We start from the raw sequence: 25,431 nt of genomic DNA on the forward strand, positions 1-25,431 counted from the left end.
TTTTAAATTAACAAAAAAACATCACTACTACCTTACTTTTTCTTTAATCCATTTTGCAACAGGTTTCTCGAAATATTCAAAAGTCAAAGCGCTTAAAATTAAGGCAACGGCGAAATAAATTCCAATCTTCAGAAAATCGTTTATTGCAGGGAGATATTGGTTTCCATATTTTATCACAATCATGTGAATCATATAAAAAGCAAAACTAATTTCACCCAAATAAACCAGTGTTTTATGTTGTAATAGTTTAGAAAAGAATCCGCGTTGTAAAGCAAAAATTAAAACAATTCCAACCATCGGAATCCAATAATAAATTCCGTAACGAAACGCTCTTGCAACATCATTATGGAAGTAAAAAAAGATGGATAAAACGATAATTGCAGCCAATTCGATTAAAGTTCCTTTCGAGAAATTAATAGGTGATTTTTTTATTTTTTTATAGATCTGACAGGTAATAATTCCTAAAATAAAATCTAAACTACGAACCAAAGGATTGATGTAGAAAATAGCTTTTTCCATTTTCATATCTGTTCTAAAATAGGGTTCTGCAAAGATAATAATCGGAATTGCTAACAATAAAATGTATTTCAGTTTCGGGAATTTATACAGCCAAATGACATAAAATGGAAACATGAAATAAAAGAATAATTCAGTCGAAATACTCCACGAAACATTGTTGATAGAAAAGTAAAAATCTTTTATCGGAATGTATGATTGTAACAAAAATAGATTTGCTCCAGCAATATCCCAATGAAAAGTACCTTGCCAAACATTTAGTATAACAAAAGGTAACATGACGCAAAATGTAAGCACATGCAATGGATAAATTCGAGCAATTCGGGCAATGTAAAATTTCTTTTTATTGAAGTTAGGATTTTCGATGATTTTATTTTCGTAATTAAGTGCTAAAACGAAACCACTTAGGATAAAGAAAAAACCAACCCCTAAATACCCTTCGAAAAAGACATTATTTTTTAGAAAGTTATACCACGCTAAATCTGTTTTAACAAACGTTAAATGACTCAAAAAAACAGCAAAAGCAAAGAAAAAACGTAAAGAAGTTAAACTGTTTAACATTAGTCAATAATTTTGATTTCCATTTGATAATATTCTTTAAACATCTGAATAAATTCGTCTATTTTACTTTCTCTCACCGAAATGGTAAACATGCATTTATCCGAAAAATGTTTGTCTTTTATTTCGCCCGAAATTCGCTCTACATTGCGTTCAACAATTCCTTGTTGATCATAATTAAAAACCATTTTAATACGTTTCGAAACAAATTTTTCAACAATAGTGGCTTCTTCCAATACAACTTGAGCAGCATATTTATACGCTTTTACTAAGCCTGGAATTCCTAATTTTGTGCCACCAAAATAACGTACAGAAACAATTAATATATTGGTAATTTCACTTGATAAAATTTGATTGTAAATTGGTAAACCAGCAGATCCACTTGGTTCTCCATCATCATTTGCGCGATGATTTTTTTTGTCTATGCCCAAAATATAAGCGTAACAATGATGATTTGCATCAGGATGAATTTCACGTAATTGATCTAAATATATTTTGATCTCATCTTCATTTTCAACTGGATACGCAAAGTTGATGAATTTGCTACCCAATTCCTTGAAAATTACATCCTCTACAGGTTTTTCGATTGTACGATAATTGTCTGTCATGTTCTATTGAAAAGTAGCACAAAGATAGTTTAAATCGTACTTTAAAGAAAAAAAGGTTTTATATTTATGAATGATGAAAAACGTTCTTTAAATGAAAACATATTTATTTTTAATCATATTAATATTTTCGAATATAGTTTTCTCTCAAAATATTTCAAAAAAGGAGTTCAAAAAAATCATTAATAATTCTATGAATGATTCATATAACGATGAAATTATAACAGATAATAGAGATAGTATATTTTACAAAAGTGAAAATTTAAAGATTTATAATAATTCTTTAGCAAAAGCTAAATTTCAATTTTGTCATACAATAGCATTTAGGTTTTTAAAAAAGAAAAGAGTAAGTTTAATTGATTGTCAAACTTGTAATGAACCAACATTTGCTATGTAACAAAAGAACAAAATATATTCAATTATAAACTTGATGTTGCTGATGGAAAATTAATATTGAAGCTAAAAAATAAATTTTCTGAAATGAATTTTCAAATTGCGTTAAAAAATAAAATTGAATTTGAGAATAATAAATTTGATGAAATAATTATTAAACGAAAATTTTAATAAATTCAAATAAAAAAAGAACCTCAAAATTACACTGCCCCCAAAAAGTTAGACACTTTTGGGGGCATTTTTTATGACAAGAAAAGTAAAATATGGTGTAGCATTTAAGTTACGCTGTGTGAAAGAAGTTTTAGAAAAACATCGAACAATACGTTCAATTAGTAAAAAAGAAAATATACATGCTTCTTTATTAAAGAAATGGGTTTCTGATTATCATAATCAAGGAATTTCAGGTATAGAACCTAAAAAAAACCAAACGTATAGCGTTGAATTTAAGTTGAAAGTTATTAAGACTATAACTAGTCAATATCTTAGTTTACGAGAAGCCAGAGTTAAATTTAATATTCCAAGTGAATCGGTTATTATAAAATGGCAAAAAGATTTTGCTACCTTTGGAATAGACGGATTAAAACCCAAACCAAAAGGCCGTCCCAAGACTATGAGCACATCTAAGGGTGGACCTAAAAAATCGAAACAACCATTATCAAGAGAAGAAGAACTATTGTTAGAGATTGAACGTTTACGTTGTGAAGTTGCACTCTTAAAAAAGTTCAATGCCTTAATTCAAGCCGAGGAAGAAAAACAAAAGAAACTTGGACACAAGCCATAAATGAATTAAGGCCAGAATTTCATCTAAATTTACTTTTAGATTGTACACATATGGCTAGAAGCAGCTTTTACTATCATATTTCACGTAGTAAAACAGATAAATACGAGGAATTAAAACTTAAGATAAAATCCATTTATCATCAGCATAAAGGGCGATATGGCTATCGACGAATTACCGATGAATTAAGAAAATCAGGAACTATCATCAATCATAAAACTGTTCTTAAACTGATGAATAGCTTAGGATTAAAGAGTTTGATTCGAAGAAAAAAATACAAATCTTACAAAGGAGAACAAGGAAAGATTGCACCAAACATCTTGCAAAGAGCATTTAAGGCTGATAAACCCAACCAAAAATGGGTAACAGATGTTACCGAGTTTAAAGTAAAAGATAAAAAACTATATTTATCACCGATAATGGATCTGTACAATCAAGAAATTATCAGCTATGAGTTAAGCGAACGACCTGTTTTTAATCAAGTAACTCAAATGCTTAAAAAGGCATTTAAAATAACGAAAGACACCAAAGATTTGATATTACATTCCGATCAAGGATGGCAATATCAAATGAAACAATATCAGGCTTTATTAAATGAAAAAGGAATCATACAAAGTATGAGTAGAAAAGGAAATTGCTTAGATAATGCTATTATCGAGAATTTCTTCGGAATACTGAAATCGGAACTATTTTATTTACAAAAATTTAATTCTATTGAAGAGCTAAAAAAAGAAATAAAACAATACATTTACTATTACAATAACGATAGAATAAAATCGAACTTAAATAAAATGAGCCCGATACAATATCGAACTCATTTTTATAATTATTAATTTTTAATCTGTCCAAACTTTTGGGTGCAGTCTAAATTAAGGTTCTTCATTATCTAATCTATTTTCGAAAATATTTAATTCATCATTCAAAAAACGATGTTTTTCAGTTCGTATTCCTTTTAAGCGTGGTGCTAAAATTCCTTCATTCCAAATGGTATCAGAACTTAAGATTCTTGCTTCATCCCACAAATTGGCATCAATAAAATGTTGAATTGTATCGCATCCACCTTCAACAATCAGAGATTGAATATTATTTTCATATAAAAAGTTCATAATAGGCGGTAATATTGGTTGCGAAAAATCCAATTGGATAAGGTTTAAATTTTCTTCTGATGAATTTTCAAGTGAATTAAAAATAACCGTAGGTTGAGTCTGATCAAACAAATGAAAACTTCTCGGGATAGCTAAATTTTTGTCAATCGCAATTCTCAACGGATTATTCCCAGTCCAAAGTCTTGAGTTTAATTGTGGATTATCAATTAAAGCTGTGTTTTTTCCAACCAAAATAGCTTGTTCTTCCGTTCGCCATTTATGTACCAATTGTTTGGTGTATTGATTGGTAATCCACAATTGTATATCATCACGTCCGATGTATCCATCTTCAGTTTGTGCCCATTTTAGGATAATGTATGGACGTTTTTTTTGATGAAATGTAATAAAACGCTTATTAAGGTTGATGCATTCTTTTTCTAAAACACCTAATGTCACATCCACACCATTTTTTAGCAAACGTAAGTAACCTTGTCCATTTACTTTAGCAAACGGATCTAACGTTCCTATTACAACTTTCGGAATTTCTTTTTCAATAATCAAATCTGCACATGGAGGTGTTTTACCATGATGCGAACAGGGTTCTAATGTCACATATAAAGTACTTTCCTTTAATAATTCAGGATTTTTGACTGAATTGATCGCGTTTACTTCTGCGTGAGGACCACCGTATTCAGATGTAAAACCTTCACCAATAATTTGATTGTTATGTACAATAATAGAACCAACAAACGGATTAGGATATGTTGTTCCTAACCCGTTTGTAGCAATTTGTATACAACGAGCCATATAGTGCTCATCGATAGATTGTTGTGTCATCTCTAAAAATTATGCATTAAAATCTATGTTGAATAATGTTTTCAATTTGATTTCAGCTTCAATTAATTTTTTACGTTTTTCGTCAATTTGTTTGTAAACATCTTTTAATAAAGGATTGTTTTCATTCGCATTCGAAAAGAAATGTACGTTATTATCTAATTGATTGATTTCTTTTTCTAATTCTTCAATCGTTTTACGTGTTTTTCTAATCTCATCATCCAATAAATTACCATTATTTCCAGCTTTTACTTTATTGACAAAAGATTGTAACTTGTAATCGTTCAATTCATTTTTCGAAAGATTTAGCGCTTCAAGTTTTTTGTGATAAATATCTGTAAACTCTTGGTTGATTAATGTTTTATCCGTTGGTACTTTTCCTAAACTCGTCCAATTGTTTTGAATTTCTTCTAATTGTTTCAATGCTTCGTCTTTATTATCAGAAATAGTTTGATTCTTGAATTCCTCTAATAAAGCTTGCTTGTTTGTATAGTTTTGTTCAAATTTTTGATTCGCTTGTTCGTGACGTTTTTTGTAGCGATCAAAGAATTGGTTGCATGTATCTTTAAATTCTTTCCAAATTTTATCTGAATTTTTTCTTGGAACATGACCAATTTTTTTCCAATCATTTTGAATTCTTTTAATCACTTGAACTGAAGCATTCCAATCTGTGCTTTCAGCATGTTGTTTTGCAATTTCAAGTAAAGCCAATTTCTTTTTAAGATTAATATGTTGTTCTGATTTTAAATCTTTGTAGAAATCATTTTTGATGTGATTAAACTCTCGTGTCACTTCTTTAAAAGCTTCCCAAGTTTGAGAATTTTTATCTTTCGGCACACGTCCCAACGAAATAAAGTTCTCACGTAATGTATTTACTTCTTTAATTGCTTTTTGCCAATCACTGTGCGATTTACTTGTTGAACTTGATGCAATTTCTTTAATACGAGCAATGATTTGAGTTTTCTTCTCTAAATTATCTTTTTGCTCTTGTTTTATTTTTTCATTCAATTCACCTTTACGGTCATGAATTTTATTCGTTAATTCTTTGAATTTCTGCCACGTTGGTTCGCGCAAATCTTCTTGTACTGGAACTGCTTCTTCTTTCCATAAACGGTGAAGGTATTGCAATTCATTCAACGCTTTTTGAACATTATTTTCTAAGACTAATTCTTCTGCACGTTTGATGATAGAATAACGAACTTCAAGATTATGTGCATAATCCAAAGTTTGCAATTCTTTGTTCATATCCAAATACGTGTAGAAATTGTCTAAATGGAAAAAATAATTTTTAAAAACATTTTCAGCATTTTTGCTAGGAATTCTTCCTGCGTTATGCCAACGAGTTTTCAACTCGCGAAATTGTTTGAACATCGCCGCAGAAGAATCATTTTGTTCTTGGTATAAGGCTTTTAATTCGTCAATAATTTCTAAACGTTCTTTTAAATTATCTGATTCTTTTTTCTCATTTTCTTTATGAAAAACAGCTAATTGATTTTTGAAATCGTTATAAACAGCATTAAATTTAGCTTTATAAGAAGTTTCGTATCTAAAATCTAATTCATCTCCACCTTCATTCAAAAAAGCTTCTTTTTTAATAGCTTCGTCTTCGTCTAATTTATTTTTAAACGCATCTCGAATTTGATTGAAATGTTCGCGAATATCTTGAACATCGTACTTGCTCAATAGATTTTTAGCTTCGTTTATTAAGACATCAAAGCTGAATGTTTCATAATCTTTAAACGAAATATCGCTCACTTTTTCTTGGTTGACTAACTCTTCTGTTTTATAAGTTTCCGTGTTAGAGTTGTTTGTGGTTGCAGATTTAGGTAATTGTTCTCCGTCTGCATTTTGCAGGTTATCCAATTCAGTATTCATAAGAAAATAAGTTTTGTTTCTCAAATCTAATAAAATTTGAGGACAATATCAAGTCTATTTTGTGTGATTATTCCATATTTCCCAAGCTTTTTCTGCTTGTAGAATCAACATTTCGTGTCCATTTTTTATTTTAGAACCATTATGTTGTCCATTTTCTAAAAATTTTGTCACGGCTGGATTGTAAATCAAGTCGTACAATAAATGGTTTTCTTTTAGAAATTGATAGGGTAGAAGTGGTGCATTTTCAATATTAGGAAAAGTTCCTACTGGTGAACAATTCACAATTATTTGATGAGAATGCATGATTTCTTCATTCAATTCGTCATACGTAAAATGATTTTTAATTTTCGTTCTTGAAACAATTTTATATATGATATTTAATTGGTCAAGAATATAAAAAATAGCTTTTGCAGCACCGCCATTTCCCAAAACTAATGCTTTTTTGTGATGCTGTTCTAAAAGAGGTTGTAAAGAGTGTTGAAAACCATAACAATCTGTATTGTGGCCAATTCTTTTTCCTTTTTTAATTAAAACTGTATTTACTGCACCAATTGCTTTTGCTTCGGGCGATAATTCATCCAAAAAAGGAATGATTTCTTGTTTGTAGGGAATTGTAACATTAAAACCTATTAAGCCTTCTGCTTCGAAAATTTTTTCTACTTCATCGATATGCTGTAAATCAAAAACATTGTAGACGCAGTCTACAATGTTTTCATTTATAAATTTTTTAGCAAAATAAGATTTCGAAAAAGAATAAGAAATATTTCTTCCGATTAATCCAAATTGTCTCATTCGTCTGTTTTATTTTTATTGAATCGAGCTTTCACAATTCGAATAATTAAAGGCATATTGGCCAATAAAATAATTCCAAAAATGAATTTCTCTAAATTATTTTTTACGATGTCAAACTGACCTAAAGTATATCCTAAAAAAGAAATTACGCCAACCCAAAGTACAGCACCAAAAAAACTGTAGGTGATAAATGTACGGTAATTAAGGTTTGTCACACCACATATAAATGGAATTATAGTACGAACTACTGGCATAAAACGTGCAATGATGATTGCTTTTTTACCGTTTTCGTTAAAAAATTCTGTTGCTTTTTCGATGTGTTTCTTTTTAAGGTACCACGAATCTTTTCTTCCTAAGATCCATCCGCCAAATTTTCGTCCAACATAATAATTTACGTTATCTCCAAGAATTGCTGCAACCATCAGTAAAGGAATGATATATTCGATATGTAAATGGTTTTGGTCATCGCTGGCCGCAATCATTCCAATCGAAAAGATAAGCGCATCTCCAGGTAAAAAAGGCATTAAAAATGACATGACAATTAAACCTGTTTCGGCAAAAATTATCAAGAATAGAATGGCATATATCCAATAACCGTAATTATTGATAATGTCCATTAATACCTTGTCTGGGCGTTGAACAAAATTGGTGATAAATTCAATAATAGATTGCATTTTTTATTTTTTATGCTCGTATAATATCAGCTCCAATAGCGCGTAAACGTACATCGATATCTTCGTAACCACGATCAATTTGATCGATGTTATGAATAACTGTTTTTCCTTTTGCAGAAAGTGCAGCAATCAATAAAGACATTCCGGCACGAATATCAGGCGACGTTAATTCTGCTCCTTTAAGAGGTGTTTCGTGATTAAGACCAATGACAGTGGCACGGTGAGGATCACATAAAATGATTTGTGCTCCCATATCGATTAGTTTATCTACGAAAAATAAACGTGATTCAAACATTTTTTGGTGGATTAAAACGCTTCCTTTCGCTTGTGTTGCAATTACTAAAATGATTGATAATAAATCAGGTGTAAATCCTGGCCAAGGCGCATCAGAAATTGTTAAGATAGAACCGTCAATAAAACGTTCGATTTCATAATTTTCTTGAGCAGGTATATAAATATCGTCTTCGCGACGTTCTAATTTGATTCCTAATTTTTTAAAAACATCTGGAATAACACCTAAATTTTCCCACGAAACATTTTTGATGGTTAGTTCAGATTTTGTCATTGCTGCCAAACCAATCCATGATCCAATTTCAATCATATCTGGTAAACATGTATGTTCGGTTCCGCCTAATTTTTCAACTCCTTCGATCGTTAAAAGATTTGAAGAAATTCCAGAAATTTTAGCACCCATTCTGTTTAACATTTTACATAATTGTTGAATATAGGGCTCACAAGCAGCGTTGTAAATAGTTGTTGTTCCTTTTGCAAGCACAGCAGCCATAATGATATTGGCAGTTCCTGTTACAGAAGCCTCTTCCAACAACATATAATTTCCTTGTAGTCCATTCTCGTCCACTTCTACACCGTAGAAATCTTCGTCTGGATTGAAACGATATTTTGCTCCTAATGCAAAGAAACCTTCGAAGTGTGTATCTAAACGACGACGTCCAATTTTATCTCCACCTGGCTTTGGCATAAATGCTTCTCCAAAACGAGCTAAAAGTGGTCCCATTAACATGATTGATCCACGTAAAGCAGCTCCATCTTTTCGAAATTGTTTTCCTTTTAAATAATCTAATCGTAATTCATCGGCTTGGAAAGTGAAATCACCTTTTCCATTTTTTTGTGTTTTGACACCTAAATCTCCTAAAATTTCAATCAAACGATTGACATCTCGGATATCCGGAATGTTTTTAACACGAACTTGTTCATTGGTTAATAAGACCGCACATAAAATTTGTAGTACTTCATTTTTAGCACCTTGAGGAGTGATTTCTCCTTTCAAAGGTTTCCCTCCCTTTATTTGAAATGTAGCCATTTAGTTGTATTAAATAGTTTTGATTTAACCTTTATTGTTTCGAACGTTTTGGTTTCGATTATTGTTATTTTGATTATTTCGGTTATTGCTGTTATTACGATTAGTCGAACTTTGGTTATTGTTTCGATTATTATTTTGATAACTTCGGTTACTTCTGTTGTTTTGATTGTTGTTTGAATGATTGTTATTGCTTAAACGCTCAGGAGAAACCAAATGATCTTCTACTTTTCTTAAATCAATTTTACCATTAGATAATTCGAATAAATGATTGAAAATAACTTGATCATCAACGGTATCTTTATTCCACAATAAATAACATTTTTTCATGTGATTAGCAATAGCAAAGTACAAGCCTTCGCTTTTTTCACCTTCTTCCCATGTTACAGCAACGTCAATCATTTTTCGAATATTATTCCCGTAATATCTGTATTTATAAATGCTTTGTGGATAATTTACTTTGTTTGGTTTGCTGTTTACAGTGTCCTTTTTTGTCGGAATTGGATAAGGAGATTTTACATCCAAATCAAATTCTGCCATGATAAAAAGTTGATCCCAAAGTTTGTGTTGGAAATCTGGTACGTCGCGCAAGTGTGGGTTTAATTCTCCCATAACTTCGATGATAATTTCAGCAAATCCGTTGCGTTCTGTTTCGTCTGTTATTGTTTTACAATGATTTACCATTTCTTGAATATGACGCCCATATTCTGGAATAATCAATTGCGTACGAAGTGTATTATATTCCATTAAATTTTCTAATGTATTAGTTACAAATTTACAAAAATCTATCCGATTATTTGAGTGAAAAAGGGATATTGATTGCTAAATTTTTATTAAATTATTGTCCTTCAAATATGGTTTAATTAGAAGAAGATAAACTTATCTTTCTATTTACTTTCTTCAAATTTGTTTAAAAAGTAAAGCCTTTGTTTAGTAAAGAAAATTAGGTTAAAAACCTTTTGATTGTCAACAAATATAATCTTTTTTTTATCAAAAAATTAGTTGGTTATCGTTTAAAGATTAGATTAGTTCTTCTTTCTGCCGATCACTTCTTCTGTTTTTGATATTAATTGATGTGAATTAAGTGTTTATATTAATTATTTCGTAAAATGAAATGAATAATAGTATCAACTAATTCTTTATTTATAGGAAGGTCTGGATTGTAATAGGAGGAAATATCTTCTTTAGCATCTACATTTTTTAGAACATGATTCATTTTTTGTATAATAACAGCTGATTGAGGAGAAAGATTTTTTGCGTTTTCAATACTCACTTGTATATCCATATCTCCTTGAATTACTAAATTCGGAATAGTTAATTTATTGAATTCTTCAACAGGATTATATTTGAACCAAGATATTAAATAAGGTTGAACACTTTGGCGGAATAATGTAGTTAGATTAAGATTAATATTTCTTACGATTTTTCCATTTTTTAAAGAATCGATAATACCGTAAGCTTCATTTTTTAATTGATCTGGTAAATGTTTTAACTGCTTTTTAAGAGTCTGATCAATAGGTTCACCTGCTCCAGATATTGAGATAAATTTGTTTACATTATTTTTAGAAGCAAGCATACCAATTAAAGATCCTTCACTATGTCCAGCAATTATAATCGAATTAAACCTTTCATCTTTTTTAATTAATGTCACCCAATTTTTAGCATCACTTATATAATCATCAAAAGTGAGTTTAGATTCATCAAGTTGAGGTATGGAGCTTTCTCCAATTCCTCTTTTATCATATCGAATAGATGCAATACCTTTTTTTGCTAATTCATGTGCCAAATATTTTAAGGAGTTATTTGTCATCATTTGATTATTACCATTTCTATCCGTTGGTCCAGATCCAGAAATAAGTAAGATAATAGGGATTTTATTCTTCATTTCATAAGGTAAGCATAAAGTGCCAAATAATTGAATGTTATTCTCATTTAATTGAATTTTAGTTTCATTAATATCATTTGATGTTTGCGCTAAAAGTTTAAAATTTGAGAATAGTAGAAGAGTTAAAAATAGTAAGTTTCTCATAGTTTTTGTGGAATTATAAGTGCTAAAATCGTTGTAGAAAGGATCAAAAGAAAGATTACTGCAATGTAACCCAAGGTTTGTTTAGTGTTTTTGAGATTTGTAACTGTTTTAAATCCCCTGTACAAATAGTAAAACATAATTGCCATACAAAATAATGCGAAAAAACCTACAATAACTACCGTTATCATAATAGAAGGATTTTGTAAAATGGTTAAATCATTAGATAAAACTCCTTCCGTAACCTTGTTTATCTTCTGATTGATAAATGGAATAAAATCGGTGATAAAAACAATATAATAAGCAATTCTCGAAATTAAAACCACATTTACAATATCAATGAAACGAGTTTTTGGATTGATAAATTTTCCATAGAAATAAAGTAGAAGTATAGCAATTAAGACATTTCGGGTATTTTGGTAGATAATATCGACAAACGAAAAATCAATTTTTATTTTTTGAATACTCAAAAAATCAGGGAAATACGAATCGGTCAAATAACAGATGTACGAAAAGAATAAATGTGCGATTAATCCAATAATCAATAATAATTTATCGTCAAAATAGGCAAAAGGATTAAGAAGTTTTTTGATCATCTTTTAAGGTTTTTATCGTGTGAATAAATTCATCAGGTTCGTCGCAACTAATCAAATATTTTACATTTTCTAATTCAATCGCAACCAATTTAGTTCGGTCTTTTATATTACATCGATAGTTATCCATCGAAATTCCAATCAATCCATAAACGCCTCTTGCGCCAATTATCATCAAATTGTTTTGAGATTTTCGAGAGATGCTTTTTATTTCATTTATAGGGATAACAAATGTTTTAATTTTCGTGCAAAAATAAATATTGTTTAAGTCAATTTTAATTTTATTAATAGAAAATAAATAACAACCAACTAGAACAGGAGTTACTATTCCCCAGTAAATTAGTTTAGGAAATAGACTTTTTTCATTATAAATCAGTGATAATCCAATGAGTAATAAAAAGGAAATTAGAATGACAGTTGTCCATTTAAAAAATGGTGACATCGTAACAGTAAACTCTTTATTCATTTGATATAGAATTTATTTTATGAATCAAATCATCTACCTTATTTCGCATAGTAGGATAACTTACATCCATTTGTTTTGCCATATCTTTTAGACTTCCTGAACTTAAGAAAAATTGCATAATAAAATGTTGTTCTTCTGAGGAAAGTTTTAAAAATAATGGAAGTTCATAGTTACCAACAACTTGCGTTTCGCAATTGTTACAGATCAGTTTTTCTACAGCTAACTCTTCTGTGCAACTTGGACAAAGTACGGGTAGTTTTTTCAAAATATAAATAAAGTTAAATTAAATTTAAATAAAATTAATATAATATTTAATATAATCAAAAAAAATAAAACATATTTATATTAACTTTTAAAACTTTAATCTATTATTGATTCAGAGTTTTTTATGATTTAACTAATAATCAATCTTTGATAAAGTGTATTTTTTGATGATTTAATTTTAATTTAATACGTTTTCTTTTTGTTCGATGTTATTTTGTCAAAAAACAATAATGCAAAACATAAAACAAATTATCAAATGAAAATAAGAACAATCACTAAAACAATTTTATTATTTATTGTCTGTTTTGGAGGAAGTTTAACCGCCCAAGAAAAATATCAAGCACCAAAGTTAGACAATCAAAAATCATGGTCAATTATTATGATTCCAGATATTCAGAACTATACTAAGTTAAATCAAAATCAACCTATTTTAGAGTTGATGACGAGATGGATTGAAAATAATATTGAGTCTCTAAATGTTAAAATGGTGATGTGTGTTGGAGATTTAGTCGAACAAAATGAAATCATTAACAATGGTCATGATGGAAATCAAACTGCACAAAAACAGTGGGAAACTGCATCAAAAGCGTTTAGTTATTTGGATGGAAAGGTGCCTTATATTACAGCGACAGGTAACCATGATTATACCATTAATAGAGAAGGAAAACGTTGGACTCGTTTTGATGAATTTTTTCCAATTGATAAAAATTTTTTAAATAGAAAAGCAATTGTTCAAAATGGTGTAGATGAAGATGAAAAAGCAACTTTAGCAAATTCTGCTTTTGAGCTAAAAAATTTGAATGGTAAAGATTTTTTGTTTTTAACTTTAGAATATGCCCCGAGAGATTATACATTAGAATGGGCAAATAAAATTGTACAATTGGAACAATATAAAAACCATCAAATTGTAATGATGACACATGCGTATATGGGGAGAGATGATAAGCGATTGACAAAAGATGAAACTTGGGTTATTTTCGAACCTTATTCAATCGATAATAAAATTCAGAAATCTTCTCGAATCAAATTACCTCATTCAAATACAGGAGAACAGATTTGGCAAAAATTAGTAAAATCAACTCCCAATATGCAATTGGTTTTAGCGGGACATATTTCTGGTGAAGGATATAGAATGGATAAGAATGATGCAGGAAAATCTGTTCATCAAATTTTGTTTGATGCTCAATCGATGGGAGGTGGACATTATGGGAATGGAGGAGATGGATGGTTGAGAATATTAGAGTTTTATCCGGATAACAAAACGGTTAAAATTAAAACATTTTCTCCTTTATTCGGTATTTCTCCAACTACTCAACAATTTGCATGGAAAAAGGACGAACGTAATGAATATATAATTACAATAGATTAAATAGATAAAAGAAAAAATAAAAAAGGTAGATTTTCTACCTTTTTTTATGCTATTAAATAAGGATAAATAGGAAATTTTCAAAATTAACAATATAGAATTAACGATTATTTAAAGTCGTTTACAATTACTTAAAAAAACGGTTAAAGTTAAGTTAATATGTTTCTGCAATAAACCATATAATTTCGCGACAAACAAACATGGACATGAAACGATTAACTATTCCACTTCTTTTATTTGGTGGTCTTCTCTCATTACAAGCAAAAGAAATCTCTACAATCCGATCGTTTAATAATCCTATTCAACAACTTTCTGATGAAGGTAATTTTCCTGTAAAAGTAATTGATGAAAATGGATACGGAATGGCTGATGTAGAAGTTGTTGTAAAAGAGCTTAATCAGACATTTTATACAGATATTAACGGAGATTTAAATATAGAAACAACTCTGGAAAACCTGACGTTGACCGTTAGTTTTGATGGGTATTCTGGTCTTGAACAACAATTTGCGACAAATTCTCCGATTCAAATTTCACTTCATCCAGAACAAACAAATTCGTTAGATGAAGTTGTCGTAATTGGATACGGTACAGCGAAGAAAAAGGATTTAACAGGATCAGTTTCGGATGTTAAAGGCGAAGAAGTTGCAAAACGTAATTCTACGAATGTTTCACAAGCTCTACAAGGTTCTATGCCTGGTCTTATGGTTACACGAAATAGTGGTTCGCCTAATGCATCTGCAACTATTGTTGTACGTGGAATTACTTCTATTGGAGATACTTCACCATTGGTCATTGTGGATGGTGTTCCTGTAAAAAGTATTGATGATGTAAATGCAAATGATATAGAAGATGTAACTGTTTTAAAAGATGCAGCTTCAGCTTCTATTTATGGAGCTCGTGCTGCTTCGGGCGTAATCTTGATCACGACAAAAAGAGCAGCGAAAGGAAAAACGAATATTGAGTATCAAAATGCGATGACATGGATCACGCCTACTACTTTTCCTACTACAGTAGGAGCGAAGCGTTACATGGAAATGATGAACGAATTCGCTTGGAATGATACTGGAAATGCATCAGCTTCTGAACATTCCATTTATGCCCAAGAAACAATACATAATTATGATCAATTGCATCAAGACGATCCTAACCGTTATCCTTTGACAGATTGGAAAAAATTGTTGTTAAAAAATAGTGCGTTCAAAGAGAGTCATGCAATATCATTAACATCTGGAAATGATAAATCGACGACAAGAGCATCAATTAGTTATGATAATATGGGCGAAATTTATGCGAATCAACATTATAAACGTTTAATGGCTCGTGTGAATAATACGTATAAAGTTTCGGATAAATTAGCAGCTGATTTTGATATGAGTTATGTCTATTCAAAAGAAGAAAGCCCTAATATTAATCCTATTTGGGAAGCAATTCGTTTTGCTCCAATATACGCTGCTTTTTGGGAAGATGGACGTATTGCTGATGGAAAAACAGGTTCTAATGCTTATGCTAAATTGCATTATGGAGGTACAGATAATACATGGAAAAATGTTCTGAATGGACGTGTTGCAATGCACTATACACCTGTTAAAGGTTTGAAATTATCAGCGATTGTTGCACCGAATGTGAGCTTTAATAAGCGTAAAAAATTTGTAAAACAAATACCGTATTACTCACCAGAAGATCCAAATGTATTTATGGGGTATATGAGTGGATTTGCAACAACAAATTTAGCTGAATATCGCACAGATGAGGTCGCTTTAACGAAACAATTTTTAGCAAATTATCAAAATGATTTTGGTAAACATTCGGTAAATGCCTTGGTAGGTTATGAAGATTTTTACACGAAAAATGAATTGGTAAAAGCCACAGGTGATTATTTTGAATTAATGGATTTTCCTTATTTAGATTTAGCTCCAACCGATTTCCAAAAAGCAAATGGTAGCGCTTACGAAACTTCTTATCGATCGTATTTTGGACGAGTGATGTATGATTATGCGAATAAATATTTCTTACAAGCCAATATTCGTTACGACGGGTCTTCTCGTTTTCATCCAGATCATCGTTGGGGAGCATTTCCTTCTATTTCTGCTGGTTGGGCAGTTTCAGAAGAAAGTTTCTTGAAAGATGTTGATTTTTTATCGTACTTAAAAGTTCGTGCTTCATGGGGGCAATTGGGTAATGAGAGAATTGGATACTATCCTTATCAGTCGTCTATTAATTTTTCGAATGCATTATTTTATATGGGTGGACAAGTTGTTTCAGGAACAACGGCAGCGCAAGTAAATTATGCTATACAAGATATAACGTGGGAGGTTACTGAAACAAAAAACATTGGTTTAGATGCGCAGTTTTTCAAAAATAGATTAAATGTAACCTTTGATTATTACAAAAAGGAGACATCAGATATGTTGTTAGAGCTTGAAATTCCAGATTATATCGGCTATGATAATCCCCAACAAAATACAGGGTCTATGTATACAAAAGGTTGGGATTTTTCGATTTCTTGGCGAGATAGAATCAATGATTTTAAATATGGAATTGCATTAAATCTTTCAGATTCAAAATCAGTTATGGGAGATTTAGGAGGGATTGTTTTTGATGATGCTCAAGCAATTATGGCAGGTGGTCAATACAAAGAATGGTATGGTTATATTGCAGAAGGTATTTACCAAACGCAAGATGAAGTTGCAAATTCTGCCACCTTAAATAAAAATGTGAAACCAGGGGATATTCGTTATAAAGATATTAGTGGGCCAGATGGTGTGGCAGATGGTATTATTTCTCCCGAATATGATCGTCAGTTATTAGGAGGTTCTTTACCAAGATATTTATTTGGAGGTACACTAGATGTAGCGTACAAAGGGTTTGATTTTGCTATGACATTTCAAGGTGTAGGAAAACAAAATGCGTATTTATCAACTCAATTCATGAAACCTTTTCAAAGTTCTTGGACAAATCCATCTGGAATTATCTATGGTAATTATTGGAGTGTTTACAATACTGCAGAAGAGAATATGAAAGCTAAATACCCTCGTTTATCAAATGTTGGTGCTGAAAATAATAATTACGAAACTTCTACTTTTTGGATGAGAAAAGGGTCTTATTTCCGTATGAAAAATATTACGATAGGTTATACTTTACCTGTCTATTTAACAGATAAAGTTGGTATTTCGAGTTTACGTGTATTTGCTTCTGGAAATGATTTATTCTCGATTGATAGTTTTCCAAAAGGTTGGGATCCTGAAGTAAATTATAATACTTATATCAGTCGTTCGTTCACCCTTGGTTTATCTGTAAAATTCTAACATCATGAAAAAAATTATAATTGCCTTATCAATCTTTGCTTCTTTCACTTCTTGTGCAGATTTAGACCTTAACCCTTTGTCAGAAGGGTCAAGTGAAAACTGGTATTCTAACGAAAGTGAAATCAATTTATCATTAAATGATTTGTATCGTCAATACGCATGGGATACAGAAATTAATTGGCGCGCCGAGCGTATGACTGACAATTGGTCGCAACGTCAAACGATGAATGATTATGCTGCAGGTACAATCACATCTACTTGGAGTGTAGCAGAATTAAATTGGAAAAATTTGTACAAAGCTGTTTCAAGAGCCAATACAATTTTAGAAAACTTAGAAAAGGCAGATAACACTGTTTCAACTCCTAAGAAATTACAATTCGAAGCTGAAGCACGTTTTATGCGTGCGAATGCATATGCAAGATTAGTTTTTCTTTGGGGAGATGTACCTTTTTATACGAACACGTTAGATATCGATAATGCGTTCAAATTAGGAAGAACAGATAAAAAAGAAGTGATTGCACAAGTTTATAAAGATTTAGATTTTGCTGCAGAAAATTTACCAAAATCATACGCAAGCAATGAATTTGCTCGAGCAACAAAAGGAGCAGCTTTAGCATTTAAATCAAGATATGCATTATATTTTAAAGATTATGCATTAGCAAGAGATGCAGCAAAAGCTTGTATGGATTTGAATCAATATTCGTTATATCCAGATTTTGGAGAATATTTTAAATCAAGTACACGAAATGCGGTAGAAACAATTTTCTCCATACCACGTTCTACAGAATTAGGGGAAGATTTATCAGTTAAAAATTTTATTCCACGTAATGCAGGAGGAACAGCAACAGCGCAACCTTCGTGGGATTTATTCTTTTCTTTTTATGCTTCTGATGGAAAACCTATTGATGAATCGCCTTTATATAATCCACAAAAGCCATTCGAAAATCGTGATCCACGTTTAAAAGAAACAATTGTAGAATTTGGTTCAGACTTTTTGGGGTATATCTACAATCCTAATCCATATGCAACAACTGTATTAAATACAACAACGGGTTCTATGGTCAAAAATAGTGACACAAGAGCTGTTGATACGTATGCTTCTTACAATGGATTGTCCCTAAAAAAAGGTGTTGATGTTGATTGGTCTGATGATTATAAAGCCGATACAGATATTATTATCATGCGATATGCTGATGTTTTATTGATGTATGCGGAAGCAAAAATTGAGCTAAATGAAATTGATCAATCTACCATTGAAGCAATTAATCAAGTTCGAAAAAGAGCATATAAAAATGAAACAAGTTTTCCTGCGGTGACGATGGATAATCAAATTTCACTTAGAAAAACACTTCGTGCAGAAAGAAGAATGGAATTTGCTTGGGAAAATCGTCGTTTAGATGATTTGATTCGTTGGGATTTAGCAGATGAAGCATTAACAATAGATAATTATGGTTTCTTAGATCCAGCTGCTTTAAAATCTAAAATAGTTGATAAGGGCTTATGGGTTTTCCCTTCAACTCCTGAAATTGATGAGAATGGATTGGTAGACTTAAAGGGCTTGTACAATCAAGGATTAGTTAAAAAATTAGCAACAAGAAACTTTAACGAACGTCAATATTTATGGCCAATTCCATACAAGGAAATTTCGATTAATCCGAATATAAAACAAAATCCTGGTTATTAATGATGACAAAAGTTTTTTATATGGTGTGAAAATAGAATAGCGTTTTTCAAAAAATTTAAAAGAATTGACTAAATTGAAAAGCTACTCATTTTTTTGAGTAGCTTTTGTGTTTTTTAATATTTCATTCAATTAAGAATTAGTTTGTCGTTCTAATTTTTCTATCAACAATGCTTTAGCATTTGTAAGCGCATAGTCTTTTGCTTCTGCAAAAGAAATATTGTATTTTCGATGAAGCGACTGTATATCTTTGGGTAATTCACTTAAAAGTTTATCGTAATACGTATCTAACATTTCTGTTGTAGGTATTTTGAAATCAATTTTTAATTGAAATCTTCTTAATAAGGCAACGTCTATAATATGCGGATGATTGGTTGCTGCGATTAACAACGAATTTTGAGGTAAATAATCTATCAGTTGAATAACCGTATTCACTAATCGCCTCATTTCACCAACATCTTTGTCGTCATTTCCGCGTGCTTTTCCAATTTGATCAAATTCATCCAAAAAAAGAATAGCTTTTTCGCGAGCAGCTTTATCAAAAAGCATTCGAATATTTTGTGAAGTTTCTCCAATTCGTGACGAAACGATATTACTTAAATTGAGAATCAATATAGGTTTTCCAATTTCATTTGCAATCGCTTTTGCAGTAGTTGTTTTTCCACATCCCGAAAAACCATGCAGCAAAATTTTGTTGTTAACGGGTAAATTATATTTATTTAATTCCTCTATATAGCGATTTTCTTTGATTAATTGTTTTACTTGGGCAAGATTTTGCTCATCTAAAAAAACATCATTCAAAGAAATTTCTTCTTTATCATCAACAATCAAATCGTAAATATTCATATCAAGTATTTCAAATTTCAAAATTAAACTTTTTTAATTCGAAACTCGATTTTTAAATCCAAAAAAGAGTTGAGGTTTTTCTATTTAATTAATTCTAAAATATTTCGATTGAATTATCAATATTCTTTACATTTACAAACCAAAAACAACAATAATATGGCTTCAGGAATATTTGCAGTATTAGATGATATTGCAGCTTTGATGGATGATGTAGCGGTAACAAGTAAAGTTGCAGCGAGTAAAACAGCAGGGATTTTAGGCGATGATTTAGCGGTGAATGCTGAAAAAGCGACAGGTTTTTTGTCTTCGAGAGAAATTCCAGTTTTATGGGCCATTACAAAAGGTTCGTTTATCAATAAATTAATTATTGTTCCAATTGTTTTAACATTGAATCACTTTTTGCCAGAAGCAATTAAATATGTATTGATTTTAGGTGGTTTTTATTTGGCTTTTGAAGGTGTTGAGAAAATTATTGAATATATTTTTCATCGTGCCAAGAAAGGTACAGAAGTGATTCAGGAAGATAAAGCAGAAGACAACAAGGAAGTATCAGAAAAATCGAAAGTGAAATCTGCAATTATTACAGATTTTATTCTTTCCATAGAAATTGTGATAATAGCTTTAAGTACTGTATTAGAGCAACCAATGATAACACAGGTTTTGACTGTTTCAATCATTGCTATTATTGCGACTTTAGGAGTATACGGGATAGTAGCGTTAATTGTTCGTATGGATGATGCTGGATTTAGATTGATCAAAGCTTCCGAAGATAAAGGAATGGTTTCGAAAATGGGACACTTTTTAGTGAGCGCACTCCCTTATGTGATCAAGATTTTGGGTGTGGTTGGTACGATTGCGTTACTATTGGTTTCAGGACAAATATTTGTTCATAATATTGAATACTTACATCATTTAATTCCAACTTCAATTCCAGCTATGATTAGCGAAGCTTTAGTGGCTTTAATAGCAGGTTTGTTTGTCGTGCTAATTGTTACGATTTTTAAGAAATTATTTGGTTTGGGTAAAGCTCATTAGGAAATAATATAAATGAATGTAGAGGTTGATTTATTGTAAATTTTATTCAAGCATTATTCAATTCTACATCAATTTTATTGATACATTTGCATCCTAACATTTTAGGTGAATGAATTTTAAAAAATTAGCTCTTGCTGCACTTGCGATAGGGACAACGGCTTATATCGTTAATCACAACAAAAAAAATATTAAATATAAACCAGTACAAAACTTTGATTTAGACGAGTTTTTAGGACGTTGGTACGAAATTGCTCGTTTAGAAAACAAAGTACAAAAAGGTCATACGAATGTAACGCACCGTTTTAATTTGAACGAAGAAAATGGTTCTTTGGGAGTGATTGTACGTGGATATGATAAAAAGAAAAAAGGGTGGAGTAAGATTGAAGGGATTGCAACACAAGATATCGAAAATGTTGGATTATTTTCAACAACATTCTTACCTATTTTTGCTAAAAAATTATATGTAATTGATTACGATAAAGACTATAATAATGCATTAGTTGCAAGCGAAGATTATAAAAAGCTATGGATTTTATCGCGTAAAAAAGAAATATCGGATAAAGTAAAAGATCGATTTTTAGATTCTGCAAAGAAAGTAGGGTTTGATCCAAGTAAATTAATTTGGCCATCTCAGGTGCCAATTGCAAAATAAAATATATAGAATTGTCCGTCCTGAAAAAACTGATACAGGATGCAACTCGGATCTTTTCATTTCTGATTATAAATTTGTCTAATTTATAATCAGAAATGAAAATTTTACTTATTTAACTGAAGGGTCAACTGTAGGTTTACATGGTGTAGTAAGAACTTAAATAATACAATATTTCTTTCCAAATTCAACTCTGAAAATAGGTAATATAGAATTTACAAATCCACAATTTTTTGCTTCTTATTTTGAGGAGAATAACTTAGGTTTTAGCTTTTTGAAATAATTAATATCATTTTAGATTTACGAAATAAACTACTTTTTTTTACAAAAAGCTAAATCAGAAATGAAAAATTTATTGATTATACATTTAATTTTATTCCAATTTATGATTTTGAAAAGAATCAATGGTAATTGGTGAAATTAACATCAAAGAAGAACGATTTAAATTGGGTGATATCCTAAATGAAAATAAATGGAGAAAAACTTCTGGAAATTGGTAATAAGTGTGATAATCAACTAAAAAAAATTGTGAATCATCACAAGAAAATTGGTGTAAAAAATTATAATTGAAAACTAATAACTACAACTAATAAACACTTGGTAAAAGTAGCTATTTCGTATTTTGTATAAAGTTTTTTTCGTAAGTTTGAACTTCGCGCTTTGTTTGAAGTTTAGTGATAGAAGTCACACCTTCGTCAAGCGCCGAAACGTTAGTAGAAATTTTAAAAAACGACCTACATGAATAGAAAATTGCTATTATTGATAATACTGACATTTTTTACCATTTCAGTCAATGCACAAAATGTAAAAGCTGAATACAGGATGAACTTAAGTGGAATATTGTACGAAAGTATAATTTTGTTTGATGACGGAACATTTAAGCTAACAAACGAATATGATCTATACTTTGAAACATTTGGTATATATGAAATAATCGAGGATTATTTATTTTTAGCTGAAGATGATATATACCAAAACGCAATAAAACTTAACCCTAAATTAACAGCAAGTTCTGTAGCTAAAAAAATATATAAGATTGGAGACGATAAAATTTTCATCACTATTAAAGGAAAAGTTAAAAAACGCATTGTTGACAAGTCACTAACAAAAGGATTAAGCAATATATTTGGACATAAATACCAATATATAAAAATTCAATAAAAAACTTCTGCTAATAAGGGTAACTGTTGCACAACTCCAATTTTCGATTTCAGTTAGACAAAAAAACAAAGAATTGAGCTACATTGGAAACGATGAATAAAAAACTGCTTATAATATCTACTCATTTTCTGTAGTAAAAACGATATTTTCGAGTCAGAAATCTACTATCTAGTTTCTCAAATCTAAAATTCTCAAAAAATATTTCCCGTCATAACAGTTAGTTAGGGATATAAAGTAAAATAAATGTAAAATGTGTTTGGAAGTTCGGAAAAATGGGTTGTATATTTGCAATCCCAATACGAAAGACGAGTAGTATTGTAGTTGACATAAAGTAAAACAAGCGACAAAATTTTTAAAAATAAATTTTGTTGAATTAGAAATAAGTTTTACCTTTGCTACCGCAAATAACGAGAGTGATTTTGCTGCGAAGTAAATTGACTTATTGAAATAAAAACTTTAAATTTTTTAAAATAAAATTTGGTAGTTAAGAAATAAGTTTTACCTTTGCAACCGCTTACAGAAACAGCGATGTTTTGTAAGTTATAAACTGAGAAGTTCATTTGAAATTATAATATATACAGAAGAAAAAATAAGCCGAATAATAACGAAGTCAATCCTTGAATAATGGAGCTTAAGGAAATTCGAAGTTGTAAAAACATAAGTCTTATAGACTAAACAAAATAATTTACAATGGAGAGTTTGATCCTGGCTCAGGATGAACGCTAGCGGGAGGCCTAACACATGCAAGCCGAGGGGTATAATTCTTTCGGGAATTAGAGACCGGCGCACGGGTGAGTAACGCGTATGCAACTTGCCCTACTGAAAAGGATAGCCCTTCGAAAGGAGGATTAATACTTTATAATAGATTTCATAGCATTATGGAGTTTTGAAAGATTTATCGCAGTAGGATAGGCATGCGTAAGATTAGATAGTTGGTGAGGTAACGGCTCACCAAGTCGACGATCTTTAGGGGGCCTGAGAGGGTGAACCCCCACACTGGTACTGAGACACGGACCAGACTCCTACGGGAGGCAGCAGTGAGGAATATTGGACAATGGGTGGAAGCCTGATCCAGCCATCCCGCGTGTAGGAAGACGGCCTTATGGGTTGTAAACTACTTTTATCTGGGGATAAACCTATCTACGAGTAGATAGCTGAAGGTACCAGAAGAATAAGCACCGGCTAACTCCGTGCCAGCAGCCGCGGTAATACGGAGGGTGCAAGCGTTATCCGGATTTATTGGGTTTAAAGGGTCCGTAGGCGGATTAATCAGTCAGTGGTGAAATCTCATAGCTTAACTATGAAACTGCCATTGATACTGTTAGTCTTGAGTAATGTTGAAGTTGCTGGAATGTGTAGTGTAGCGGTGAAATGCTTAGATATTACGCAGAACACCAATTGCGAAGGCAGGTGACTAAACATTAACTGACGCTGATGGACGAAAGCGTGGGGAGCGAACAGGATTAGATACCCTGGTAGTCCACGCCGTAAACGATGGATACTTGCTGTTGGATTTTCGGATTCAGTGGCTAAGCGAAAGTTATAAGTATCCCACCTGGGGAGTACGTTCGCAAGAATGAAACTCAAAGGAATTGACGGGGGCCCGCACAAGCGGTGGAGCATGTGGTTTAATTCGATGATACGCGAGGAACCTTACCAAGGCTTAAATGCATAATGACAGGACTAGAAATAGTTTTTTCTTCGGACAGAATGCAAGGTGCTGCATGGCTGTCGTCAGCTCGTGCCGTGAGGTGTTAGGTTAAGTCCTGCAACGAGCGCAACCCCTATCATTAGTTGCCAGCGTTTAAAGACGGGGACTCTAATGAGACTGCCGGTGCAAACCGCGAGGAAGGTGGGGACGACGTCAAGTCATCACGGCCCTTACGTCTTGGGCTACACACGTGCTACAATGGTAAGTACAGAGGGCAGCTACCTAGCGATAGGATGCGAATCTCGAAAACTTATCTCAGTTCGGATTGGAGTCTGCAACTCGACTCTATGAAGCTGGAATCGCTAGTAATCGCATATCAGCCATGATGCGGTGAATACGTTCCCGGGCCTTGTACACACCGCCCGTCAAGCCATGGAAGCTGGGGGTACCTGAAGTCGGTGACCGTAACAGGAGCTGCCTAGGGTAAAACTGGTAACTAGGGCTAAGTCGTAACAAGGTAGCCGTACCGGAAGGTGCGGCTGGAACATCTCATATTTAGAGAACGACGAATTTTCTTCTATTAATTAGAAGATTGATTTTGATTCGGCTTTTTATTCTGTATAAACTATAAATATAGACCACTCTTTAAGAGTATTAAAGAGTCTCATAGCTCAGCTGGTTAGAGCGCTACACTGATAATGTAGAGGTCGGCAGTTCGAGTCTGCCTGAGACTACTAAATAACATAAAGAGGGGGATTAGCTCAGCTGGCTAGAGCGCTTGCCTTGCACGCAAGAGGTCATCGGTTCGACTCCGATATTCTCCACGATTTTAATTTGAGAATTATTTAATTAGCTAATTAGCAAATTATCACATTTCCGAATTAACAGAAGAGTTCATTGACATTATTAGAAACAGATTATAATTTAATAATTATAATCGCATACAATCAAAAACAAACA

21 protein-coding genes, 2 tRNA genes and 1 rRNA gene are annotated in these 25,431 nt (G+C 31.6%); 11 read left to right on the forward strand and 13 right to left on the reverse strand.

The window, feature by feature from the left end:
• Positions 1 to 27: 27 nt before the first annotated feature.
• Together NZD85_RS00275 and NZD85_RS00280 are read right to left on the reverse strand one after the other, a co-directional pair.
• Positions 28 to 1,077 carry an acyltransferase family protein gene (locus NZD85_RS00275; RefSeq protein ID WP_260542644.1) on the reverse strand — a complete coding sequence of 350 codons (1,050 nt, stop codon included), beginning with the start codon at positions 1,075 to 1,077 and terminating at the stop codon, positions 28 to 30.
• Positions 1,077 to 1,682, reverse strand: a complete 606-nt coding sequence (locus tag NZD85_RS00280) for an IMPACT family protein (RefSeq protein ID WP_171622335.1) — start codon at positions 1,680 to 1,682, stop codon at positions 1,077 to 1,079. The genes NZD85_RS00275 and NZD85_RS00280 overlap by 1 nt, the downstream gene beginning before the upstream one ends.
• 91 nt (positions 1,683 to 1,773) lie before the next feature.
• Here NZD85_RS00280 and NZD85_RS00285 point away from each other — a divergent pair, with 91 nt between their 5' ends.
• Positions 1,774 to 2,076 carry a hypothetical protein gene (locus tag NZD85_RS00285; protein ID WP_260542645.1) on the forward strand — a complete coding sequence of 101 codons (303 nt, stop codon included), beginning with the start codon at positions 1,774 to 1,776 and terminating at the stop codon, positions 2,074 to 2,076.
• Between the two features lie 240 nt (positions 2,077 to 2,316).
• Positions 2,317 to 3,683 (forward strand): IS3 family transposase gene (locus NZD85_RS14705; protein WP_396127066.1). Its coding sequence is split into 2 segments (ribosomal slippage): positions 2,317 to 2,776 and positions 2,776 to 3,683, totalling 1,368 coding nucleotides; the frame shifts between segments, so codons are not numbered across the junction.
• A 36-nt stretch (positions 3,684 to 3,719) separates the two neighbouring features.
• Here NZD85_RS14705 and ribD read toward each other — a convergent pair.
• From ribD to NZD85_RS00345, 10 genes are all read right to left on the reverse strand, one after another.
• Entirely contained in the window at positions 3,720 to 4,772 is a 1,053-nt protein-coding gene (gene ribD, locus NZD85_RS00300) for a bifunctional diaminohydroxyphosphoribosylaminopyrimidine deaminase/5-amino-6-(5-phosphoribosylamino)uracil reductase RibD (RefSeq protein WP_260542646.1), read from the reverse strand.
• 9 nt (positions 4,773 to 4,781) lie between these two features.
• Positions 4,782 to 6,644, reverse strand: a complete 1,863-nt coding sequence (locus NZD85_RS00305; protein WP_260542648.1) for a DUF349 domain-containing protein — start codon at positions 6,642 to 6,644, stop codon at positions 4,782 to 4,784.
• Between the two features lie 54 nt (positions 6,645 to 6,698).
• Positions 6,699 to 7,436 (reverse strand): shikimate dehydrogenase family protein, encoded by a 738-nt coding sequence (locus tag NZD85_RS00310; protein WP_260542650.1) that lies wholly within the window; start codon positions 7,434 to 7,436, stop codon positions 6,699 to 6,701.
• Positions 7,433 to 8,110, reverse strand: coding sequence for a VTT domain-containing protein (locus tag NZD85_RS00315; RefSeq protein ID WP_171622340.1), 678 nt, complete (start codon positions 8,108 to 8,110; stop codon positions 7,433 to 7,435). The genes NZD85_RS00310 and NZD85_RS00315 overlap by 4 nt, the downstream gene beginning before the upstream one ends.
• A 10-nt stretch (positions 8,111 to 8,120) precedes the next feature.
• Positions 8,121 to 9,431 (reverse strand): UDP-N-acetylglucosamine 1-carboxyvinyltransferase, encoded by a 1,311-nt coding sequence (gene murA / locus NZD85_RS00320; protein ID WP_171622341.1) that lies wholly within the window; start codon positions 9,429 to 9,431, stop codon positions 8,121 to 8,123.
• A gap of 24 nt (positions 9,432 to 9,455) precedes the next feature.
• Positions 9,456 to 10,175, reverse strand: coding sequence for a DUF4290 domain-containing protein (locus NZD85_RS00325; protein ID WP_260542656.1), 720 nt, complete (start codon positions 10,173 to 10,175; stop codon positions 9,456 to 9,458).
• Between the two features lie 346 nt (positions 10,176 to 10,521).
• Positions 10,522 to 11,457 carry an alpha/beta hydrolase gene (locus NZD85_RS00330; protein ID WP_260542658.1) on the reverse strand — a complete coding sequence of 312 codons (936 nt, stop codon included), beginning with the start codon at positions 11,455 to 11,457 and terminating at the stop codon, positions 10,522 to 10,524.
• Positions 11,454 to 12,050, reverse strand: a complete 597-nt coding sequence (locus NZD85_RS00335; RefSeq protein ID WP_188319888.1) for a hypothetical protein — start codon at positions 12,048 to 12,050, stop codon at positions 11,454 to 11,456. Before NZD85_RS00335 ends, NZD85_RS00330 begins: the two co-directional genes overlap by 4 nt.
• On the reverse strand, positions 12,031 to 12,513 hold the full coding sequence (locus NZD85_RS00340) for a PH domain-containing protein (RefSeq protein WP_171622344.1): 483 nt from the start codon (positions 12,511 to 12,513) through the stop codon (positions 12,031 to 12,033). The genes NZD85_RS00335 and NZD85_RS00340 overlap by 20 nt, the downstream gene beginning before the upstream one ends.
• Positions 12,506 to 12,778: a DUF2089 family protein gene (locus NZD85_RS00345; protein ID WP_221411940.1), complete on the reverse strand. Its 273-nt coding sequence runs from the start codon at positions 12,776 to 12,778 to the stop codon at positions 12,506 to 12,508. Before NZD85_RS00345 ends, NZD85_RS00340 begins: the two co-directional genes overlap by 8 nt.
• Positions 12,779 to 13,033: 255 nt before the next feature.
• Here NZD85_RS00345 and NZD85_RS00350 point away from each other — a divergent pair, with 255 nt between their 5' ends.
• The 3 genes from NZD85_RS00350 (at position 13,034) to NZD85_RS00360 (ending at position 19,132) form a co-directional block, all read left to right on the forward strand.
• The gene (locus NZD85_RS00350; protein WP_260542663.1) at positions 13,034 to 14,146 is read left to right on the forward strand and encodes a metallophosphoesterase; all 1,113 of its coding nucleotides are present in this window, start codon (positions 13,034 to 13,036) and stop codon (positions 14,144 to 14,146) included.
• Positions 14,147 to 14,349: 203 nt separating this feature from the next.
• On the forward strand, positions 14,350 to 17,448 hold the full coding sequence (locus tag NZD85_RS00355) for a SusC/RagA family TonB-linked outer membrane protein (protein WP_260542665.1): 3,099 nt from the start codon (positions 14,350 to 14,352) through the stop codon (positions 17,446 to 17,448).
• A gap of 4 nt (positions 17,449 to 17,452) precedes the next feature.
• On the forward strand, positions 17,453 to 19,132 hold the full coding sequence (locus NZD85_RS00360; protein ID WP_260542667.1) for a RagB/SusD family nutrient uptake outer membrane protein: 1,680 nt from the start codon (positions 17,453 to 17,455) through the stop codon (positions 19,130 to 19,132).
• 129 nt (positions 19,133 to 19,261) lie between these two features.
• Here the strand turns inward: NZD85_RS00360 and NZD85_RS00365 are convergent, their stop codons facing one another.
• Positions 19,262 to 19,975: an AAA family ATPase gene (locus tag NZD85_RS00365; protein WP_260542669.1), complete on the reverse strand. Its 714-nt coding sequence runs from the start codon at positions 19,973 to 19,975 to the stop codon at positions 19,262 to 19,264.
• 156 nt (positions 19,976 to 20,131) lie between these two features.
• Here NZD85_RS00365 and NZD85_RS00370 point away from each other — a divergent pair, with 156 nt between their 5' ends.
• From NZD85_RS00370 to NZD85_RS00395, 6 genes are all read left to right on the forward strand, one after another.
• Positions 20,132 to 21,010, forward strand: a complete 879-nt coding sequence (locus tag NZD85_RS00370; RefSeq protein WP_225539438.1) for a DUF808 domain-containing protein — start codon at positions 20,132 to 20,134, stop codon at positions 21,008 to 21,010.
• A gap of 109 nt (positions 21,011 to 21,119) precedes the next feature.
• Positions 21,120 to 21,662 carry a lipocalin family protein gene (locus tag NZD85_RS00375; protein WP_260542671.1) on the forward strand — a complete coding sequence of 181 codons (543 nt, stop codon included), beginning with the start codon at positions 21,120 to 21,122 and terminating at the stop codon, positions 21,660 to 21,662.
• Between the two features lie 735 nt (positions 21,663 to 22,397).
• Positions 22,398 to 22,820 carry a hypothetical protein gene (locus NZD85_RS00380; RefSeq protein ID WP_260542673.1) on the forward strand — a complete coding sequence of 141 codons (423 nt, stop codon included), beginning with the start codon at positions 22,398 to 22,400 and terminating at the stop codon, positions 22,818 to 22,820.
• 687 nt (positions 22,821 to 23,507) lie between these two features.
• Positions 23,508 to 25,026: ribosomal RNA gene (locus NZD85_RS00385) — 16S ribosomal RNA — on the forward strand.
• 105 nt (positions 25,027 to 25,131) lie between these two features.
• A tRNA-Ile gene (locus NZD85_RS00390) sits at positions 25,132 to 25,205 on the forward strand.
• A 16-nt stretch (positions 25,206 to 25,221) separates the two neighbouring features.
• A tRNA-Ala gene (locus tag NZD85_RS00395) sits at positions 25,222 to 25,295 on the forward strand.
• Positions 25,296 to 25,431: the final 136 nt, after the last annotated feature.

Source organism: Empedobacter stercoris (genome assembly GCF_025244765.1).
Taxonomy (GTDB): Bacteria; Bacteroidota; Bacteroidia; order Flavobacteriales; family Weeksellaceae; genus Empedobacter; species Empedobacter stercoris.

What these genes read in the sequence shown, in the direction of transcription:
- NZD85_RS00275 (WP_260542644.1), bottom strand. Translation starts at nt 1,077, where the DNA reads ATGTTAAACAGTTTAACTTCTTTACGTTTTTTCTTTGCTTTTGCTGTT.
- NZD85_RS00280 (WP_171622335.1), bottom strand. Translation starts at nt 1,682, where the DNA reads ATGACAGACAATTATCGTACAATCGAAAAACCTGTAGAGGATGTAATT.
- NZD85_RS00285 (WP_260542645.1), top strand. Translation starts at nt 1,774, where the DNA reads ATGAAAACATATTTATTTTTAATCATATTAATATTTTCGAATATAGTT.
- ribD (WP_260542646.1), bottom strand. Translation starts at nt 4,772, where the DNA reads ATGACACAACAATCTATCGATGAGCACTATATGGCTCGTTGTATACAA.
- NZD85_RS00305 (WP_260542648.1), bottom strand. Translation starts at nt 6,644, where the DNA reads ATGAATACTGAATTGGATAACCTGCAAAATGCAGACGGAGAACAATTA.
- NZD85_RS00310 (WP_260542650.1), bottom strand. Translation starts at nt 7,436, where the DNA reads ATGAGACAATTTGGATTAATCGGAAGAAATATTTCTTATTCTTTTTCG.
- NZD85_RS00315 (WP_171622340.1), bottom strand. Translation starts at nt 8,110, where the DNA reads ATGCAATCTATTATTGAATTTATCACCAATTTTGTTCAACGCCCAGAC.
- murA (WP_171622341.1), bottom strand. Translation starts at nt 9,431, where the DNA reads ATGGCTACATTTCAAATAAAGGGAGGGAAACCTTTGAAAGGAGAAATC.
- NZD85_RS00325 (WP_260542656.1), bottom strand. Translation starts at nt 10,175, where the DNA reads ATGGAATATAATACACTTCGTACGCAATTGATTATTCCAGAATATGGG.
- NZD85_RS00330 (WP_260542658.1), bottom strand. Translation starts at nt 11,457, where the DNA reads ATGAGAAACTTACTATTTTTAACTCTTCTACTATTCTCAAATTTTAAA.
- NZD85_RS00335 (WP_188319888.1), bottom strand. Translation starts at nt 12,050, where the DNA reads ATGATCAAAAAACTTCTTAATCCTTTTGCCTATTTTGACGATAAATTA.
- NZD85_RS00340 (WP_171622344.1), bottom strand. Translation starts at nt 12,513, where the DNA reads ATGAATAAAGAGTTTACTGTTACGATGTCACCATTTTTTAAATGGACA.
- NZD85_RS00350 (WP_260542663.1), top strand. Translation starts at nt 13,034, where the DNA reads ATGAAAATAAGAACAATCACTAAAACAATTTTATTATTTATTGTCTGT.
- NZD85_RS00355 (WP_260542665.1), top strand. Translation starts at nt 14,350, where the DNA reads ATGAAACGATTAACTATTCCACTTCTTTTATTTGGTGGTCTTCTCTCA.
- NZD85_RS00360 (WP_260542667.1), top strand. Translation starts at nt 17,453, where the DNA reads ATGAAAAAAATTATAATTGCCTTATCAATCTTTGCTTCTTTCACTTCT.
- NZD85_RS00365 (WP_260542669.1), bottom strand. Translation starts at nt 19,975, where the DNA reads ATGAATATTTACGATTTGATTGTTGATGATAAAGAAGAAATTTCTTTG.
- NZD85_RS00370 (WP_225539438.1), top strand. Translation starts at nt 20,132, where the DNA reads ATGGCTTCAGGAATATTTGCAGTATTAGATGATATTGCAGCTTTGATG.
- NZD85_RS00375 (WP_260542671.1), top strand. Translation starts at nt 21,120, where the DNA reads ATGAATTTTAAAAAATTAGCTCTTGCTGCACTTGCGATAGGGACAACG.
- NZD85_RS00380 (WP_260542673.1), top strand. Translation starts at nt 22,398, where the DNA reads ATGAATAGAAAATTGCTATTATTGATAATACTGACATTTTTTACCATT.